Below are 16,053 nucleotides of genomic sequence, written 5' to 3'. Positions count from 1 at the left end.
ACTGGCGGCGGGTCCCGCCGAAGGGGCGGCCGTAGAAGGGGTACGCGGACGGGGGCCGCCTTGCCGATACTTCTTGCGAGCTCTCCCTCTACTGTCTCCGCGATCACCGTAGCCGATATAGGCCCGTGTTGGCGGCCTTGTGTGGAGCTGGTGAACTTGGGCGCCGTGTGGCGTCTGGTTAAGGCCGTGGCGGCGTTGGGCGGGGAGGCGCCTCTGGAGCGTCTGGAGGGGATCTACGGGGGCGGGGTCGAGTACCTGCTGGGGATCGCCGTGGAGCTGGGCATGCTCGACAAGGGGGTGAGGGACGTCAGGGGGAGGCGGCGCGTGGTCTACAGGCTCACTGGGAGGGCTCTGGCCGCCTTGGGGCCGGCCGAGAGGTGCCCCGTCGAGGTGGAGGTGCGCGGGGGCTTGCTGGTCCTCAAGACGCCTTTCGGCTTCTACCGGGCCGAGTACTCGGCCTCCGCCCTCCTGTCTATCGCCGAGAAGCTCGCCTCGGCGTGTGGGGAGGACCGGCGCGGGCTCTACAAAAGGCTGAGGGAGGGCGCCGAGAGGGCTGTCGAGAGGGCGCGGGGGCTGGAGAGGTGGCTTGTAGCCGCCCGGCCGCGCTAGGCCTCCGCCCCGCGCGTAGCGCCGGCTCCCGCCTCCGGTCGTCGGCTGTATTATTGCGATATTATACCAAAACTATTTTTAAGATCTACTTCTGCCGACGTATGAACGCCAAACTTCTGGGAATAATAATAGCGGTAGTCGTAGTGATTATAGCAGTGGCCGCGGTATATATGGCCCAGAGGGGCGGCGGAGGAGGGGCGAGTACCTCGCAGCCGGCCCAACAGACGTCGTCGGCGCAGTCGGCCTCCAAGGGCGCCGTCTACGTGATCTACGACATAGGGGGCCGCGGGGACCTCTCGTTTAACGACATGGCGTATCTGGGCGCCTCTAGGGCCGCCCGCGATTTCGGCCTCCAGCTGGTGGAGCTGCAGAGCAAGACGCAGGACGACTATCTGCCCAACCTCAGGCTTGCGGCTAGGAGCAACCCGACTCTCGTCGTGGCGGTGGGCTTCTTGATGACGGACGCGGTGGCCGAGGCGTCTAAGGAGTACCCCAACGTGCGCTTCGCCATAATAGACGGCTACGTGCCCAATAGGACGAACGTGCTGTCTATACAGTTCAAGGAGAACGAGGGTAGCGCCTTGGTGGGGGCCCTGGCGGCTCTCACGGCCTACTACTTCAACTGCACGAAGGTGGGCATAGTGCTGGGGATGGACATACCTGTCTTGTGGAAGTTCGAGATCGGGTACGCCTACGGCGTGAGGTGGGCCCAGAGGTACATCGCCGAGCACTTCGGCAAGAACGTGACGTTCACTATATACTACGTCTACACCGGCTCCTTCAACGACCCGGCTAAGGGGAAGCAGGCGGCGCAGGCCATGTTGGCGCAGGGAGTCTGCGTGATATACCAGGCGGCGGGCGCGACGGGGCTCGGCGTCTTCGACGCGGTGGCCGAGGCGGGCCAGGCGGCTGGGAGGACTATGGGGCCGCCCTTCGCGATCGGGGTCGACGCGGATCAGGACTACATAAAGCCCGGCTTTATCCTGGCCTCTATGATGAAGCGCGTGGACGTCGCCGTCTATAAGGCTGTCCAGATGGCCGTGAGCGGCAACTTCAGCGGCGGCTTGATGCTCTTGGGCCTCAAGGAGGGCGGCGTGTCGGTCAGCACTCTGGACGACTTGAACCAGTTCCTGCAGCTGGGCATACAGGCGGGCGCGGTCAAGGCGTCCGACGCCCAGCAGATAATCCAGAAGGTGAAGCAGATGCGCGACTCGATACCGCAGTGGATATGGCAGGCGGTCGACCAGCTGAAGCAGGACATAATATCGGGCAAGGTGCAGGTCCCGCTGCCGACTACCCGCGACCAGTTGCTCCAGTACAGGCAACAGCTGGGCCTAGTGGGCTCCGGCTGATGATATCCCTTAAAGAAATACACAAGGTTTTTCCCGACGGCACCTACGCCCTTAGGGGCGTCTCCCTCGAGCTCAAGCCGGGCGAGGTCCTCGGCCTTTTGGGGGAGAACGGGGCGGGTAAGACCACCCTCATGAAGATCTTGTCGGGAATATACGAGCCCACCAAGGGCGTTGTGGAGGTCGGCGGGAGGCCCGTCAGGTTCAAGAGCGCCAGGGACGCCCTCAAGGCGGGCATAGCCATGGTCCACCAACACTTGTCCCTCGTGGACGAGCTGACGCCTCTGGAGAACATAGCCCTCCTGGAGGGGCCCTCCTTGGGGGGCATAACGAGATCTCTCCGGGGCAAAGTCGAGGCGATTGCCAGATCTCTGGGGTTCGAGGTGGATTGGGACCGGCCTGTGGGCGAGCTGCCTCTGGGGGTCAGGCAGAGGGTGGAGATAGTCAAGGCTTTGTACCTCGGCGCCAGGGTGTTGATCTTGGACGAGCCCACGTCGCTTCTCTCGCCTCCCGAGATAAAGAGCCTTCTGGACGTGGTGAGGCGGCTCAAGGCGGAGGGCAGGACGGTGGTCTTCATCACCCACAAGATTCCGGAGGTCTTGCCCATCGCCGACAGAATAGCGGTGTTGCGGAGGGGGGAGAAAGTGGGCGAGTTCCCGCCGTCTGTCAGCCCCGACGTGCTGGTGGAGGCGATGGTGGGCAGGCTCAAGACTTGGCCTCTCGAGCGGGAGGGGGAGCCGGGCGGCGCTGTGCTGTCGGTGGAGGACCTCTGGGTCTACGAGAGGGGGCGGCCGCTGCTGCAGGGCGTCGACCTTTCGGTGAGGGGGCGGGAGATACACGCGCTGGTGGGCGTCGAGGGCAACGGGCAGGAGGCCCTTGTCGACGTCCTCGTCGGCCTGCGCAAGCCGGCGAGGGGGTCGGTGAGGGTCGCCGGGCCAGTCGCCTACATACCGGACGACAGGCACGGCAGGGCCCTAGTGCTGGACCTGCCGCTGGTCCACAACGCCGTGTTGGGAGTGCACAAGAGGTTCTCGCGGGCGGGCCTCTTCGACTGGGCGGGCGCGAGGCGCTTCGCGGCTAAGCTCATAGAGGAGTTCTCCATAGTGGCGCCGGGCCCCGACGCCCCGGCGAGGTCCCTGTCGGGCGGGAACCAGCAGAAGCTGGTCGTGGGGAGGGAGCTGAGCAAGAGGGCGGGCCTCATCATCGCGCACCAGCCCACGCGGGGCCTCGACGTGGCGACGACGGAGTACGTGCACAAGCTGTTGATGGACGCGAGGAACGCGGGGGCCGGCGTCCTGCTCGTCAGTAGCGACCTCGACGAGGCCTTGAAGCTGGCCGACTCTGTCTCGGTGATCTACCGCGGGAGGATCGTCTTGAGCAAGCCCGTGCGGGAGGCCTCCCTCGACGAGATAGGGCGCGCCATGGCGGGGCTATGAGGGGCCTTCTGGACTCCCTTCTGTCCCTCGCCGTCGCCATCGCGGTCGGGGCCGTCGTCGCCTATGCGTCCGGCTACAGCCCGGCTCTAGTCTATTACTCCATGTTCGTGGTGCCGTTCACGGACACGGTCTACATAACCTCGGCGTTGGCCACGGCGATGCCCATAATACTGACGGGCTTGACCTTCGCCTTGGGCCTCAAGGCGGGGCTGTTCAACATAGGGGCCGAGGGGCAGACGTACATGGGAGCTCTCGGGGCTGTCATAGCCTCCTATCTGGCCGCCTCGGCTCTGGCCCTGCCCCTCTCCTTCGCCGTGGGCATCTCGCTGGCCGTCGCCTGGGCCATGGTGCCGGCCCTCCTCAAGGCCTATAGGGGGGTCAACGAGGTGGTCAGCACCATAATGATGAACTGGATAGCGTACTGGCTCGTCATAATGGAGGCCTCCACGACGTTCTCCAACCCCATGCAGCCGTCCGAGACCATAAAGGTGCCGCCCCCCGCGAGGCTCACCCCGCTTATTCCGGGCACCAGCCTGACCGCCGGCTTCTTCGTGGCGGTGGCGGCCGCCGTGTTCGTCTACTGGCTTCTGGAGAGGTCTGTGGTGGGCTACGAGCTGACTGCGGCCGGGCTCAACCCGACGGCCGCGAGGATAGCGGGGATACCCCAGTCCAAGGTCGTCGTGTACTCCTTCCTTCTCGGCGGCGTCATGTCGGGGACCGCCGGCGTCTTGCAGGTGGTCGCCATGCCGCCGTCCTACAGCCTGGCGACGAACCTAGCCAACGTCTACGGCCTCGGCTTCGACGGGATAACCGCCGCCATGTTGGGGCGGGGGAACCCCTTGGGGACCCTCCTGGCGGCGCTCTTCTTGGGGCTCATGGAGGAGGGGGCGCGCCACATGCAAGCCATCGCCATGACGCCCTTCGAGTTCGTGAAGATGTTGCAGGGCATCATGATAATGGTGATAGCTATTAGGATGTTGGAGCTATGGAGGAGGCGGCGTTAGTTCTCCTGACCCAGACGATACACGCGTCGGTGCCGATACTCCTGGCGGCTGTCGGCGAGATATTGGCCGAGAGGAGCGGCGTGGTCAACATAGGCCTAGAGGGGCTTATGCTGATAGGGGCTTTTGTGGGCGTCCTCGTGGGCGACTTCGCGGGCTCCGGCCTGGCCGGCGTGGCCGCGGCGTGGGCCGTCGGCCTCCTGCTGGGCCTCCTCCACGGGGCCATAGCGGTCTACATCAGAGGCGACCAGCTGGTCGCCGGCGTCGCCATGAACCTCTTCGGGGCCGGCTTGGTGGCGTACGGCATACAGGCGGTGTGGCACGTCGCTGGGTATAAACAGACGCCTTCGTGGGCTTTGGTGGACGTCAACGCCATGACTGTGCTGGCCTTCGCGGTGGCGGGCGCCATGTGGTATATACTGACCAGGACCAGGCTGGGCGTGGCGATAAGGGCTGTGGGCGAGGACCCCGAGGCGGCGTACAGCGCGGGGATAGACGTCTACAAGATCAGGCTGTTCTCGACCGCGGTCGGCGCCTCGCTGGCCAGCCTCGGCGGCGCCTACCTGAGCCTGGCTTACCTATCGGTGGTCACCAAGGACATATCGGCCGGCAGAGGCTTCATCGCGCTGGCTGACGTGGTCTTCGCCAACTGGAACCCGTTGCTGGCCATAGCGGGCGCCTTGATCTTCGGCTTCTTCGACGCGTTCTCCTACTGGTTGCAGATATTCGGCGTGGCTAGGTACGAGGTGACAAGGATGTTGCCCTACATAGCGACTCTCTTGGTGGTGGCCGGCGTCATAGGGCGCGCGAAGCCGCCGAGGGCTTTGGGCAAGCCCTTCAAGAAGGAGTAGCCGGCCTACTCCAACGCCACGTTTCCTCCCTTCAATACGCCGTAGTTGCTGACGATCCATCTATTTCTGATCTGTCTGGTTATGACGGCCTTGGCGCCCTGCTCCGCCGACACGGCCTTCCTCAGAGCTATGACGGCGGTGTCTTTCTTGACGGACTGGACCACGCCGAAGACCGTCGCCGCGCCTATGGAAACGAGCACCACCTCGTTGGGCTTCATGGGCTCGGCCTTCTCGCCCATCCTCGGCAACTCCCTCACCTCCAGCTCCAGCGAGGTCCAGACGGGCGGGAGCGTCCCCGGCTTGCCGACCACGGAGCCTGCCAGGGCGTCGGCCTTGGCCAGAGCGGGGTCCAGAGTAGTCATGAGGCCCACCAGGCCTCCCGGCCTCGCCTCCTCGGCCTTCTCGCCTCCGTACTCTATCCCCACCACCTTGGTTAGGAGAGGCTGGTAGGGCGACTTGGCGCCCGGCCTGTCTATCTTCAGCCCCGGCCTTATCTCGACCTCGTCGCCGAGCTTTATGGCCCCCTGCAACAGAGTGCCGCCCAGCACGCCTCCCCTTAGCTTGTCGGCGGGGGTCCCCGGCGGGTTCACGTTGAAGCTCCTCAAGACCGCCATGCGGGCTGGCTTGGACAGATCGGGCTCCCTCTTGGGAGTTATCTTGGCCACGTAGGAGGCTAGCACGTCTATGTTGACCCTATGCAACGCCGAGACGGGCACGACGGGCGAGTTCTGGGCCCAGGTCCCCGACAGGAACTTCCTTATCTGGTTGTAGTTCTCGACGGCCTTCTCCTTGGGCACTAGGTCTATCTTGTTCTGGGCCACCACCATGTTCTTCACCCCTATTATGTCCAGCACGGCGAAGTGCTCCGCGGTCTGCGGCTGGGGAACGGGCATCGTGGCGTCGATGACCATGAGCGCGGCGTCCACCGCGGCGGCGCCCGACACCATCGTCGCTATGAGGACCTCGTGCCCCGGCACGTCGACTATGGATATCTTGCGCAACAGCTTGGGCTCGGACCCGTCGGGGCATCTGCCCTTGTCCAGAAGGCCGTCGGAGAGCGGGTATTCGGAGCCCGGGCAGTCGTATATGCCTATCTGGGTGTAGCCCAGCTTTATCGTCATGGCCTTCTTCACCTCCTCGCTGTGGCGGGCCACCCAGACGCCGGACAGCGCGTACACCACGCTTGTCTTGCCCGCGTCGACGTGCCCGGCCGTGGATATGATGCCGTCAGGGTAGACGAACCCCATGGTACCCCACTTCTCCGGGGGTTTATTATGTCTTAAGGCCCCGCCGATCCCAGCTACGCCGGCCGCCCCGCCCTCGGGTCGGTCAAGGCTATGGCGACGTCCACCGCGAAGTTGAGCGCCAAGATCGACGACACGACCACGAAGAATACCCCCTGTATCAGCACATAGTCGTAGTTGGAGAGCGCGTTGTAGAGCAACAAGCCTACGCCGGGGTATCCCACCACCGCCTCGAGCACCATGTTGCCCGACGCTATGAGGCCCAGGGACACCGCCAGGTTGGCCAACTGCGGCGGTCTGGAGTTCCTGCGCACGTGCCCTCTGATGATCCGGCCGGAGAAGCCCAGGGCCTCCTCGTAGGCCACGTAGCCGCTTCCGAGCTCCGAGACGGCGATCTCCCGCATGCTCAGCGCCCAGGCGCCCGTCATGGCCAACACCAGCGCGGCCAGTGGCGTGGCTAAATGCCTCAGGAAGTCCGCAATGTACGACGGCGTGAGGGAGGGCAGTTGGGAGTAGATGACGCCTGTCGGGGGCAGGATGCGGAGCTCGGCGGAGAAGATCTCGACGAGGAGGAGGGCCCACCAGAAGTAGGGCGCGCCGCTCATGGCGTAGAGGACCGGCACCGTTACCTTATCCAGCGCGGTGCCCCTCTTCTCTATGGCCAAATACGCGCCGAGCCTGTTGCCGAGGGTCCAGGATATGAGTATGGCCGGGGCCAGGAGGACCACGTCGTATTGCAACGCCCTCGCCACTAGATAGGCCACCGGGGTCCCGTAGAGCCAGAGGGAGGTCCCCAGGTCCAGATGCACCGCGTTCCAGAGGAATATAAAGTACTGCTCGTAGACCGGCTTTCCGAGGCCCATGGCGCGGGCCAGCTCGCCGCTGGGCTCTCGCACGGGCATCAAGGGCGCCAGCCTCGGCACGGCGAAGTCGAGGACAGTCGCCGCGAGCCACATGGCGAGGTACTCCAAGGCGCGCCGCGCTATATACCCCGCGCTTGACACGACAGGAGAGGCGGAAAAGGCTTTTATAGAAGCCTCCCGTCGTCTACATGGGCGAGGACGTCCTTAGCGAGATCAGGAGGACTTTCGACGAGCTTGCCAAGGCTATCCAGAAAACTGCCGAGGAGGTCGTCAAGACCACCACCAGCACCGTGAGGAAGATCACGGTGGAGCAAGGCGTCAACATAAAGGAGCAGGGAGACGACGCCTTGGTGGAGATCGACATGCCCGGCCTCGAGCCCGGCGACATCTCTATCTACATCTCGCGCGACGGCGACTACATAAGGGCGGAGGGCGCCCGCGGTGAGAGGAAGTACACCAAGAAGGTCTATCTGCCCTTCAAGATAGACCCCTCGACGGCCAAGGCCGCCTACAAGAACGGGGTCTTGACCATCACGGCGAAGAAGGTGAAGCCCCAGGAGATCTCGATAAAGGTCGAGTAGCCTTTTCAGCCCCTCCTCCTCAGCCTATATAGGGCGATGGCCAGCTGTCCTACCGACCCGACGTCCTCCTCCACCGCGTACGCCAGCTTGGCCCCCGGGGGCAACTCCCTCTGGGTTATGGGCAGATCCGAGCCGCTCACCACTATGACCACCCGCCCGTCGGGCAGATCGGCCAGAGGCTCGACGCCCTCGCCCCGCTTAGTGAGGCCGACGACTAGGTCCGGCCTCAGCGCCTCGTTGAGGTCCTTGAGGTCGTTGAAGACGAGGACCTCTCCGCCTACCTTGAACGCGAGCTTGAACAAATCGCCTATCTGCTGGGCGGCCGAGCCGAAGACTCTGACCGCCGCCAGGCGCCTGACGCCGAAGCCGTACGTCACTCTGGCGAACTCCATGAGCCTGGGGAGGCTCGATATGTTGTAGACGGCCACCGTCACGTCCACGTCGCTGTCCTACCGCCCCTATTTAACGCTAGCGGCTTCTGGCGGCAAGGCAGTTCATGTCCTCGTCGCACTCCACCAAAAAGACGCCGTCGGCCGCCTTGAGCACGCCCTTCCTGAACTTGGGTATCTCCTCGGACAGCTCGTAGGTGTTGCCGCATACGCTGACGTACCTCCCCTCGATCTTGAGGGCGAACGCGTCCCCGCACGTGGACAGATCTCGGGCCTCGACTATCGCCGTATCCTTGATATATATCAACCTAACTATCATCTGGAGTCCCGCTCGGCCAAAATCCTCACGGCCTCGTTGGCCACCTTTATGGCGTCCTCCACGCCGGCCTCCGCCACGAACTCGTCGGTCTCCCTGTTGGCTATCGCCGCGTACACGCCGCCGGCCCTGGCGCCGTATATTGAGGCCAACGTGAAGATCGTGGCGGTCTCCATCTCGAAGCTGACTACTCTGAGGGATCTCAAGGTCTCCACTAGCCCTCTGGCCCAGGGAGGCAGATAACCCCCGTAGCCCGGCCTTTCCTGGCCTACGTAGAACGAGTCTGTGGAGGCCACTATGCCCACGTGGTGCCTGACGCCGAGGCTCTCCGCGGCCTCTATCAACGACTCGAGGACTTTCCAATGCGCCACGGCGGGATATTCGGGAGGCGCGTACCATCTGCTCGCGCCGTCCCACCTGACCGCGGCCTGCGCTATTATGAGGTCGCCGATCTTTATATCGCGCCTCAACGCGCCGGTGGTGCCCACCCTGATGAAGGTGTCCGCGCCGGCCGCCAAGAGCTCCTCGACCGCTATGGCCGTGGAGCCGGAGCCTATGCCCGTAGAGGTAGCCGCTATGGGCACCCCTCTATACCTCCCTACGTAAGTCACGAACTCCCTGTTGCGGGCCGCCTCCCTGCCCTCGTCCCAATAAGCCGCTATCTTGGGCACTCTCCCGGGATCCCCGGGCAACAGAACGTAGCGCGGCACCGCGCCCGGCTCGACCATTATGTGGTATAGCCTGCCGCCGACGACAGGTCTTTTGGCCGAGCTCATGGCTCTAGATGCGATCCTCCTTAAACCTTAGCCCGCCGGACCGCCCTGAATATGTTGATCAAGGACAAGACCGCCGAGGCGGCGTTGAGCGTGGTGAAGACGACGTCTCTCTCCCAGGCGGCGTATATGGTGAGCGCGACGCTCCCCGCGAAGTACACCGTGGTGAGGTCCAGGGGAGGGGGAGGCGATCTGCGGATTATCGTCAAGGCCCAGCCCCCCGCCACTAGGGCCAGCCCCACGAGGCCAACCACCTCGATCATACTACCCTCGCGCCGTCGCGGTCTACCTTGACCTCCACGGAGGGCACCTCCATCGCGGCTAGGGCCTCCCTCAGCTCCTGCCTCCTCTTGGGCAACAAGACCACTATGCCGCCGCGGCCAGCCCCGCTGATCTTCCCCCCGTAGATATAGGGCTTGAGGTACTTGAGCATCATCACGACGTCGTGGCCCACGACGCCCAAGGCGCCGAGGAGCCAGTTGTTTATCTCCATGAGCTCGCCCACGCACTCGAGGTCGCTGGATGCCAGACAGCCCTCCGCCTCGTCGACGAGGCGGCCTATGGCGTCTATAACCGCGTCGACCGACCTCCTGCGGGCCTTCAACGCCCTCACGCCGGCGACTATGTCCTTGGTCGTGCCCCTGCGGGGGAGCACCGCCAGCACGAAGCCGTCCACGGCCGAGTCTATGCGGCGGTAGCTGAACGGGTTGGGCTCTATCCTCAACATCCCCCCTATCGCCGACACGGCGGTGTCCATGGGCGAGGCCGCTCCCTGGACCTCCAGCTCCACTCCGTGGGCCAGCTTGGCGAGCTCGGCCTTGCCGACGTCAACGCCGAGGCATGCAGAGTACGCCTTGAGTATCCCGACGGACACGGAGGCCGAGGTCGCGGCGCCGACGCTCGGCGGGAAGTCCCCCCTTATCTCGAAGGAGGCGGCGAGCCTCCCGAAGGACTCCTCGGCCTTCCTCAAGGCCGCGGCTACGTAGGAGAGGAACGGCTCGTGCCCCTTGGCGTGCGCTGCGCCCGTGCCGTGCTCGTACTCGATATCCACGTAGGCCTTCCCCGTCCTCACAACCGTCTTGTCCCCCTTCTCGCAGGCGACCTCGACGCCTTTATCTACGGCGACGGCTATGGCGGGCTTTCCGTAGACTACCGCGTGTTCGCCGAATAACTTGACGACTCCAGGGGCGAAAACGCGTATCACTTTTAGAACAGGGAGGCCAAACCGCTGGCTATGTCCTCCTCGCTCGGGCCCTTCTCGCCCTCCTCGGCCGGCTTCTCCTCCTTCTTCTCCTCGGCCTTCTGCTCGGCTTGTTGCGGCTGTTGTTGCTGTACCTGGAGCCCTAGCTCGGGGGCCTTGGGCGCTATCGCGGCGGCTAGGGCCGCGGCCTCGGAGGATGCGCGGGCCAGCAACGCCGGCAGGGTCTCCTTGGACACGATGCCGAGGCGGACCGCAAGGGCGAGCGCGCGGGCGTGGGCGTTGGGCAACACGACGGCCAGCACCTCGGGCGTCGGGTACACGACGTTGAGGGCCAGGTTGCGCGCGGCGCCTGCGGCTTGTTGCAACATCTCGAAGTACTTCTTGGGCTCGACGACTATTTCGTCAATCGGGACGAACCTCCGGCCGCGCCAGATCACGCCTAAGAGCCTCAGCTTCTCGTAGATGGGCTCCACGCCCAACACCCTGAGTATGTCGGCGATCTCGTCGGTTATCTGTTGGCCGGCCTTGACGACGGGGCTGTCCTTGGCTATCCAGATCTTGCCCTCCTGGACCCTCGTGGGTATCTTCAACTTGCCGAACTTGCTCAATATGGGGCCCGGCGACAGGTTGGTGGGGCCTGCCGGGGCCATTATGTCGTAGGGAGCCACGTCGCCCGCCCTCGCCTTCCTCCTGACCGCCTTGGCCTCGACCTCCTTGGCGAACAGCGCGGGGTTCTCGTTGGTGAATATGTACGCCCTCTCGCCGAAGAGCTCCCTGTCGACATCAGGGGGCACCTCGCCGTATACCCTCTTGAGGGCGATCCTCATCAGGTTGTGTTTCGCCACCTTGACGACGCCCTTCCCCCTCAGCCTAAACCGGTATTCGTGGAGTATTCTGGCGGACAGCCCGTGTAGGTCGAAGACGAATATGTAGTTGTAGCTCTTGACGAGCTCCTCCAGCTCTGAGGCTATCTTGGCCTTCTTCTGGGGATAAGGCCTCTCGCGCACATAGACGCGTTTGCCCAACTGGATGGCCATCGCGAGACCTATCGGGAGGCCTTTTTAAAATTATCTCGATACGAAGAGCTCCTCCTTCAGAGAGACCGGAGGACCCATCGTCTTCTTTAGGTATATGCGCGCCACGTGTTGCTTGAGCGGGAACTTGGCGTTGAGCTCCTCGAGGACGGCCAGTATGTTCGCGGCGATTTCCTCGGGTTTCTGCGCCTCCGACCCAACCCTCAGCTTGACCACTGGCTCGTTCCTGAGCTTCAGCCTCACGCTCCTCCTCAGCCTGTCCACCACAGCCTTGGGATCGGCGTTGGGCGGCACGACCTCCGGCATCTTGCCCCTGGGCCCGAATATGGCTCCGAGGACGCGACCCACCAGCGGCATGAGGTCGGGCGTCGCTATGAAGTAGTCGTACCTCTTCGCGAGCTTCCTGATCTCCCGCTTCTTGCCGGCGAGCGCCTCTATCTGGTCCCTCCCTATTACGGCGTCCACGCCGGCGTTCTTGGCGGCCACCTCGAAGGCGCCTGAGGCGAATGCAGCTATCTTGTTGAGCTTCGGCGGATGGGGCAACGGCACGTTGAGGCTTATGCGGTTCTCCGGCTTGTTCAGATCCACGTCGCGCAACACAACTATTAAGTCGACGCTCTCGACAAACTTGTGCTTCCTCCCCTTAGATACGGCCTCCCTTATGGCGTTCAGCAAGACGTCTTGCCTCACCAGCGCGGAGACGCTCATGGCGCCAACTGCTCCTCGGCCTTTTTAATGATGTCGTCGTAGGCCCCGCCGTCAACCTCCTTCATGACCTCGGCCGCCGGCTTCCCGCCGACCGTTATCCCCATGGCCTTGCAAGTGCTCAACACCTGCTTCACCGCGGACTTGAGGCTCCTCGACTTGAGCTCGGGGTATTTGGCCACGGCTATCTGCACTATCTTCTCCATCGGGAGGTCCCCTATGGTCTCCTTGCCGGCGTCGTGCGGGCCAGTGTCCTTGCCGAGCAGCTTGAGCAACAGATCGCCGATAGGGGGTAGTTTGACCAGCACGGCGAAGTCTTTCGTGGCCTCGTCCACCTCCAGCTCGATCTTGGATATGGGGAAGCCCGCGTATCTCTTCACGGCTTCCTGCACCTTCTGCGAGACTGCGTTGGGGTCCAAGCCCGCGTTCTTCAAGGCGTCTTGGAACTGAGGATTCGGCGCGAACCTCCCGCCCTGCAACGGCACGTTGATTATCCGCTTAGCCACGCGCCGATCTTGAGGCCACTATTTAATTTTTGCCGTCACCTGCCGGCCTTCTTCGTGACCTTGACCTCGCTCGCCTTGAGGTCCAGCGGCATGGGGAACGGCGAGTCCAACAGCTCAACTCTGACCAGCCCCTTCTCCTTGTCGACGGAGATCACGCGGCCTCTGCTGCCCTTCAAGACGTCGGCCAGTATCTCCACCTCGTCGTTGACGTCGATGTCGATGACGGGCTTCTTCGGCTCTACGTACTTCACTATCTCCTCCAGGCTCGTCTTGCCCTTCAACACGCCCTTCACGTGCTTGACGCCGGACACGACCCTATAGACAACCGCCAGCGACTCGGCCTCGATGAAGATGACGCCGAACGGCTCCTTGGGCACCAATATGGAGTAGACCGGCTGCTTCCCAGACTCGCTACGTAGCTTGAGCACCATAGTGACGTTGTACTCCTGCCTGCCGACGACGCTGACGGAATATATGGGGCACTGTTGGGACGCCATCACCCTAGCTTTATCACGATGTATATCAATATAGCGAAGATCACGACGAGGCTGGACACCACCGCCACGGCCTCCTGGGTCTGGCTCAAGGCGTATGCGGCTATGCTGGAGCCGCTTAGGTACTCGGTCATATACACATTAGCTACATAAAATATAAATTGGATCACGCCGGCCGCGAACGCCAGGAATATCAAGAACTTGACGACTAAGTTGAACTCCTTGGAGCTGGGCTTCTCCGATATAGAGACGACCCACCTTACGTCCCTCAAGAACTCCTTCACCTTGTCGTAGAGGCCCACGATACGGCGCGATCAGACCCTTAATAAACTACTCGGCGCTTGGGCCTACCGGCCGCCCGGCTGGAGGCCGATGAGTTGCGCTATGTATTCCTCCTTCTTGAACTTGACCAGGTCCTCGTACCGTTGCCCGACTCCGAGGAAATAGATAGGCTTCTTGAAGGTGTAGAGGAACGTCAATATGGAGCCGCCCTTCGGGTAGGAGTCGACCTTGGTGGCCACCATGCCGTCTATGGACACGTGTTTGCTGTAGTATCTGGCTATCTCGAGGGCCTCGTTGCCCAACTGCGCGTCGAACACAAACACCGAGAAGTGCGGCTCGACGACCCTCTGTATCTTGGCGAGCTCGTCCATGAGGTTCTTGTCCGTGTGCATGCGGCCCGCCGTGTCTATGAGCACCAACGGAATGCCCTTAGACCTCGCGTGTTGCACCGCGTCGTAGGCCACCGACGCGGGGTCCGAGCCGTATTTGCCCCCTATGACTCTCAGCCCCAGCCGCTTCCCGTGCTCCTCGAGCTGCTCCCGCGCGCCGGCTCTGAAAGTGTCGGCGGCGGCCAAAACGCTCTGGAGCCCCCTCGACTTGAAGAGATACGCGATCTTGGCCAACGTGGTGGTCTTGCCGTAGCCGTTCGGCCCCAGGAACATGACCACGACCGGCCTCGCCTGCTCCGCCGCCTCGATTACGGCCGACTCGAAGTCCGCGTCCTGCACATCGCCCACCAAGGAGAGCAAGGCGTCGTAGACGGCGCGTCTGACTGCGGCCTCCCTGTCGCCGAACCTGGGCACCTTGGCGCCGACCAGCTTGGCCTTAAGCGCCGATATCAACGCGTCGGCCACGTCCACGGCCACGTCGCTCTCGACGAGGTCGAGGTATAGATCCTCGGCGAGTTCCGAGACCTCCCTCTCGCCTAAGGCGTCCTCCTTTACTGTCGATACTATGGAATCTACGAACTTGGAGAAGGTCCTCCTAAGCCTTTCGAACATCAGCCGACCACTCCCAGCCGCTCTAGGACGCTCCGGATCTGGGCCGCCCTCTCCCCCAGCTTGGAGAGGTTCGCCTCCAGGTTAGACTTGACATTGTTCAACTCCTCCAGCCTCTCGTTGAGTATACGCTCGGCGTTCTGCCGATCCAAGAACGCGTAATAGCTGGCGCCTAGAGGCGTCAACACCTCGGTCTGGTCGACGGAGGCCTTGAGGTACACGCCGGCGCCTATGTGGACGTATCGCTCCGAGTCTTGAGACAAGGACCTCAACCCGTCGAGCGCCGTCTTGATCTCCTCTATGGAGTCGTTGACTATGGACAGCTGGGCCTGCATGCTGGCTATAAGCTCGGAGATGACTTGGTACTCGTCGATGAGCCTCGCGACGTCCTCCCGGGTTATAGTCCTAGCAGACATCAGTAGACCACAACCCTATCTATATAACTGAAGATCTTCACGTTGTCGGGGGCCTTGTCGGGAGCTATCTCCTCGACTCTGGCGAGGTATATCTGGTGCCGCTTAGCCTTGTGTCTGCTCCCGACGAGCTCGTAGGCCTTCTCCATTGCGTCTTTGGGCTTCGTGGCCGGTATGTACAGCTTGAACTTCATGACCCCGCTCTGCAACTTAGCCCTCCCCTCGACTAGGTAGACCTTGGCCACGCTGAGGCCGAGAGGCCGCGATATTAAATTTTTCGCTATTTGAACAAGGTGGACAGTATCCGCATGATCTCGGCGCCTGTCGTCTCCCAGCCGACCAAGGCCCCTCTGTCGTTGACGACCATTCCGCCCCTCAAGAAGGAGCGCCCTCTGTTGACCGTCCCGACGTCGGCGTGGACGCCGAGGTACTTCTCCAGCTTCCTCAAGTCGTTGTCCGTGGCGTCGGGCGCCACGAGGACTCCGCGGGAGTTGGCCACCGCCAACGAGCCCACCAGAGGCGAGTTGCTCAAGGAATCCACGAAGACCTCCACGCCGAGCACGTCGGCCACGATCTTCCTATTCTCGGGCTCCAGTATGGGGGATACTACCGCTGCCTTGTTGTTCGCCACTATTAGGTTAGCTATTGCCGTGTATTTGGTGTGGAGAACTCCGACGTTTAGGCCCAGCCCCTTCAACATGCTTATCTCCTCCTCGAGCGCGATGCCGGGCACCAACACGCCGTTGTCGTTCATCACCACGAATATGCCGAGGAGCGGCGATTTGGCCACTGTCGCCCTCACCACCACGTCGCCGAGGGTGTTCCTGACCTCGTCGTCTATCTTCTCGGGGACGTCCGGAGGGACCAACGCCATCTTGTTGTTGGCAACTATGTAGACGCCGATAGACGACGAGCCGAAGACCTTGACCGGGACGACATCTGCCATACCACAGTATACTCCCTCGGGATTTAAATTATGGGGCCGCTACCGTAAGCGCTCGGCGGCGC

Annotated in this window: 22 protein-coding genes; 6 read left to right on the top strand and 16 right to left on the bottom strand. The window is 62.8% G+C overall.

What is annotated here, in order from left to right; translation table 11 throughout:
* Nucleotides 1-141 precede the first annotated feature (141 nt).
* The 5 genes from TUZN_RS08220 (at nucleotide 142) to TUZN_RS08200 (ending at nucleotide 5,246) form a co-directional block, all read left to right on the top strand.
* The gene (locus tag TUZN_RS08220) at nucleotides 142-609 is read left to right on the top strand and encodes a hypothetical protein (RefSeq protein ID WP_013680498.1); all 468 of its coding nucleotides are present in this window, start codon (nucleotides 142-144) and stop codon (nucleotides 607-609) included.
* 101 nt (nucleotides 610-710) lie between these two features.
* Nucleotides 711-1,961 (top strand): BMP family lipoprotein, encoded by a 1,251-nt coding sequence (locus TUZN_RS08215; protein ID WP_013680497.1) that lies wholly within the window; start codon nucleotides 711-713, stop codon nucleotides 1,959-1,961.
* Nucleotides 1,961-3,394, top strand: a complete 1,434-nt coding sequence (locus tag TUZN_RS08210) for an ABC transporter ATP-binding protein (protein ID WP_013680496.1) — start codon at nucleotides 1,961-1,963, stop codon at nucleotides 3,392-3,394. The genes TUZN_RS08215 and TUZN_RS08210 overlap by 1 nt, the downstream gene beginning before the upstream one ends.
* On the top strand, nucleotides 3,391-4,398 hold the full coding sequence (locus tag TUZN_RS08205; protein ID WP_013680495.1) for an ABC transporter permease: 1,008 nt from the start codon (nucleotides 3,391-3,393) through the stop codon (nucleotides 4,396-4,398). Before TUZN_RS08210 ends, TUZN_RS08205 begins: the two co-directional genes overlap by 4 nt.
* Complete coding sequence (locus TUZN_RS08200) at nucleotides 4,380-5,246, top strand: ABC transporter permease (protein WP_013680494.1); 867 nt, start codon at nucleotides 4,380-4,382, stop codon at nucleotides 5,244-5,246. Before TUZN_RS08205 ends, TUZN_RS08200 begins: the two co-directional genes overlap by 19 nt.
* Before the next feature lie 5 nt (nucleotides 5,247-5,251).
* Here the strand turns inward: TUZN_RS08200 and TUZN_RS08195 are convergent, their stop codons facing one another.
* On the bottom strand, nucleotides 5,252-6,493 hold the full coding sequence (locus tag TUZN_RS08195) for a translation initiation factor IF-2 subunit gamma (RefSeq protein ID WP_013680493.1): 1,242 nt from the start codon (nucleotides 6,491-6,493) through the stop codon (nucleotides 5,252-5,254).
* A gap of 53 nt (nucleotides 6,494-6,546) precedes the next feature.
* Entirely contained in the window at nucleotides 6,547-7,494 is a 948-nt protein-coding gene (locus TUZN_RS08190; RefSeq protein ID WP_013680492.1) for an ABC transporter permease, read from the bottom strand.
* A 47-nt stretch (nucleotides 7,495-7,541) separates the two neighbouring features.
* Between TUZN_RS08190 and TUZN_RS08185 the strand changes: the two genes are divergently transcribed.
* Complete coding sequence (locus tag TUZN_RS08185) at nucleotides 7,542-7,934, top strand: Hsp20/alpha crystallin family protein (protein ID WP_013680491.1); 393 nt, start codon at nucleotides 7,542-7,544, stop codon at nucleotides 7,932-7,934.
* A 5-nt stretch (nucleotides 7,935-7,939) separates the two neighbouring features.
* Here the strand turns inward: TUZN_RS08185 and TUZN_RS08180 are convergent, their stop codons facing one another.
* Genes TUZN_RS08180 through TUZN_RS08115 form a run of 14 tightly spaced genes read right to left on the bottom strand, consistent with a single transcriptional unit; the run spans nucleotide 7,940 to nucleotide 15,991 of the window.
* Nucleotides 7,940-8,374 (bottom strand): RecB-family nuclease, encoded by a 435-nt coding sequence (locus tag TUZN_RS08180; RefSeq protein WP_013680490.1) that lies wholly within the window; start codon nucleotides 8,372-8,374, stop codon nucleotides 7,940-7,942.
* Nucleotides 8,375-8,402: 28 nt separating this feature from the next.
* A complete protein-coding gene (locus TUZN_RS08175; protein ID WP_013680489.1) occupies nucleotides 8,403-8,642 on the bottom strand; it encodes a hypothetical protein in 240 nt (79 codons plus the stop codon).
* The gene (gene udp, locus TUZN_RS08170; RefSeq protein ID WP_013680488.1) at nucleotides 8,639-9,415 is read right to left on the bottom strand and encodes a uridine phosphorylase; all 777 of its coding nucleotides are present in this window, start codon (nucleotides 9,413-9,415) and stop codon (nucleotides 8,639-8,641) included. Before udp ends, TUZN_RS08175 begins: the two co-directional genes overlap by 4 nt.
* A 20-nt stretch (nucleotides 9,416-9,435) precedes the next feature.
* Entirely contained in the window at nucleotides 9,436-9,675 is a 240-nt protein-coding gene (locus TUZN_RS08165; RefSeq protein ID WP_013680487.1) for a CBU_0592 family membrane protein, read from the bottom strand.
* Complete coding sequence (gene mvk, locus TUZN_RS08160; protein WP_013680486.1) at nucleotides 9,672-10,616, bottom strand: mevalonate kinase; 945 nt, start codon at nucleotides 10,614-10,616, stop codon at nucleotides 9,672-9,674. The genes TUZN_RS08165 and mvk overlap by 4 nt, the downstream gene beginning before the upstream one ends.
* A gap of 2 nt (nucleotides 10,617-10,618) precedes the next feature.
* Complete coding sequence (locus tag TUZN_RS08155) at nucleotides 10,619-11,650, bottom strand: 50S ribosomal protein L10 (protein ID WP_013680485.1); 1,032 nt, start codon at nucleotides 11,648-11,650, stop codon at nucleotides 10,619-10,621.
* Nucleotides 11,651-11,680: 30 nt separating this feature from the next.
* Complete coding sequence (locus tag TUZN_RS08150) at nucleotides 11,681-12,355, bottom strand: 50S ribosomal protein L1 (protein WP_013680484.1); 675 nt, start codon at nucleotides 12,353-12,355, stop codon at nucleotides 11,681-11,683.
* The gene (locus TUZN_RS08145) at nucleotides 12,352-12,858 is read right to left on the bottom strand and encodes a 50S ribosomal protein L11 (RefSeq protein ID WP_013680483.1); all 507 of its coding nucleotides are present in this window, start codon (nucleotides 12,856-12,858) and stop codon (nucleotides 12,352-12,354) included. The genes TUZN_RS08150 and TUZN_RS08145 overlap by 4 nt, the downstream gene beginning before the upstream one ends.
* Before the next feature lie 35 nt (nucleotides 12,859-12,893).
* Nucleotides 12,894-13,355 carry a transcription elongation factor Spt5 gene (locus tag TUZN_RS08140; protein ID WP_013680482.1) on the bottom strand — a complete coding sequence of 154 codons (462 nt, stop codon included), beginning with the start codon at nucleotides 13,353-13,355 and terminating at the stop codon, nucleotides 12,894-12,896.
* Nucleotides 13,355-13,654: a hypothetical protein gene (locus TUZN_RS08135; protein WP_013680481.1), complete on the bottom strand. Its 300-nt coding sequence runs from the start codon at nucleotides 13,652-13,654 to the stop codon at nucleotides 13,355-13,357. The genes TUZN_RS08140 and TUZN_RS08135 overlap by 1 nt, the downstream gene beginning before the upstream one ends.
* Before the next feature lie 45 nt (nucleotides 13,655-13,699).
* Entirely contained in the window at nucleotides 13,700-14,635 is a 936-nt protein-coding gene (gene ftsY / locus TUZN_RS08130; protein WP_013680480.1) for a signal recognition particle-docking protein FtsY, read from the bottom strand.
* The gene (gene pfdA, locus TUZN_RS08125; RefSeq protein ID WP_013680479.1) at nucleotides 14,635-15,048 is read right to left on the bottom strand and encodes a prefoldin subunit alpha; all 414 of its coding nucleotides are present in this window, start codon (nucleotides 15,046-15,048) and stop codon (nucleotides 14,635-14,637) included. Before pfdA ends, ftsY begins: the two co-directional genes overlap by 1 nt.
* Nucleotides 15,048-15,290, bottom strand: coding sequence for a 50S ribosomal protein L18Ae (rpl18a, locus tag TUZN_RS08120; protein ID WP_013680478.1), 243 nt, complete (start codon nucleotides 15,288-15,290; stop codon nucleotides 15,048-15,050). Before rpl18a ends, pfdA begins: the two co-directional genes overlap by 1 nt.
* A 35-nt stretch (nucleotides 15,291-15,325) precedes the next feature.
* A complete protein-coding gene (locus tag TUZN_RS08115; RefSeq protein WP_013680477.1) occupies nucleotides 15,326-15,991 on the bottom strand; it encodes a translation initiation factor IF-6 in 666 nt (221 codons plus the stop codon).
* Nucleotides 15,992-16,053 lie beyond the last annotated feature (62 nt).

The sequence above is a fragment of the Thermoproteus uzoniensis 768-20 genome (genome assembly GCF_000193375.1).
Lineage (GTDB): Archaea > Thermoproteota > Thermoprotei > Thermoproteales > Thermoproteaceae > Thermoproteus > Thermoproteus uzoniensis_A.
Note: the sequence above shows the minus strand (reverse complement) of the source record. Positions and strands in the feature narration are given on the sequence as shown.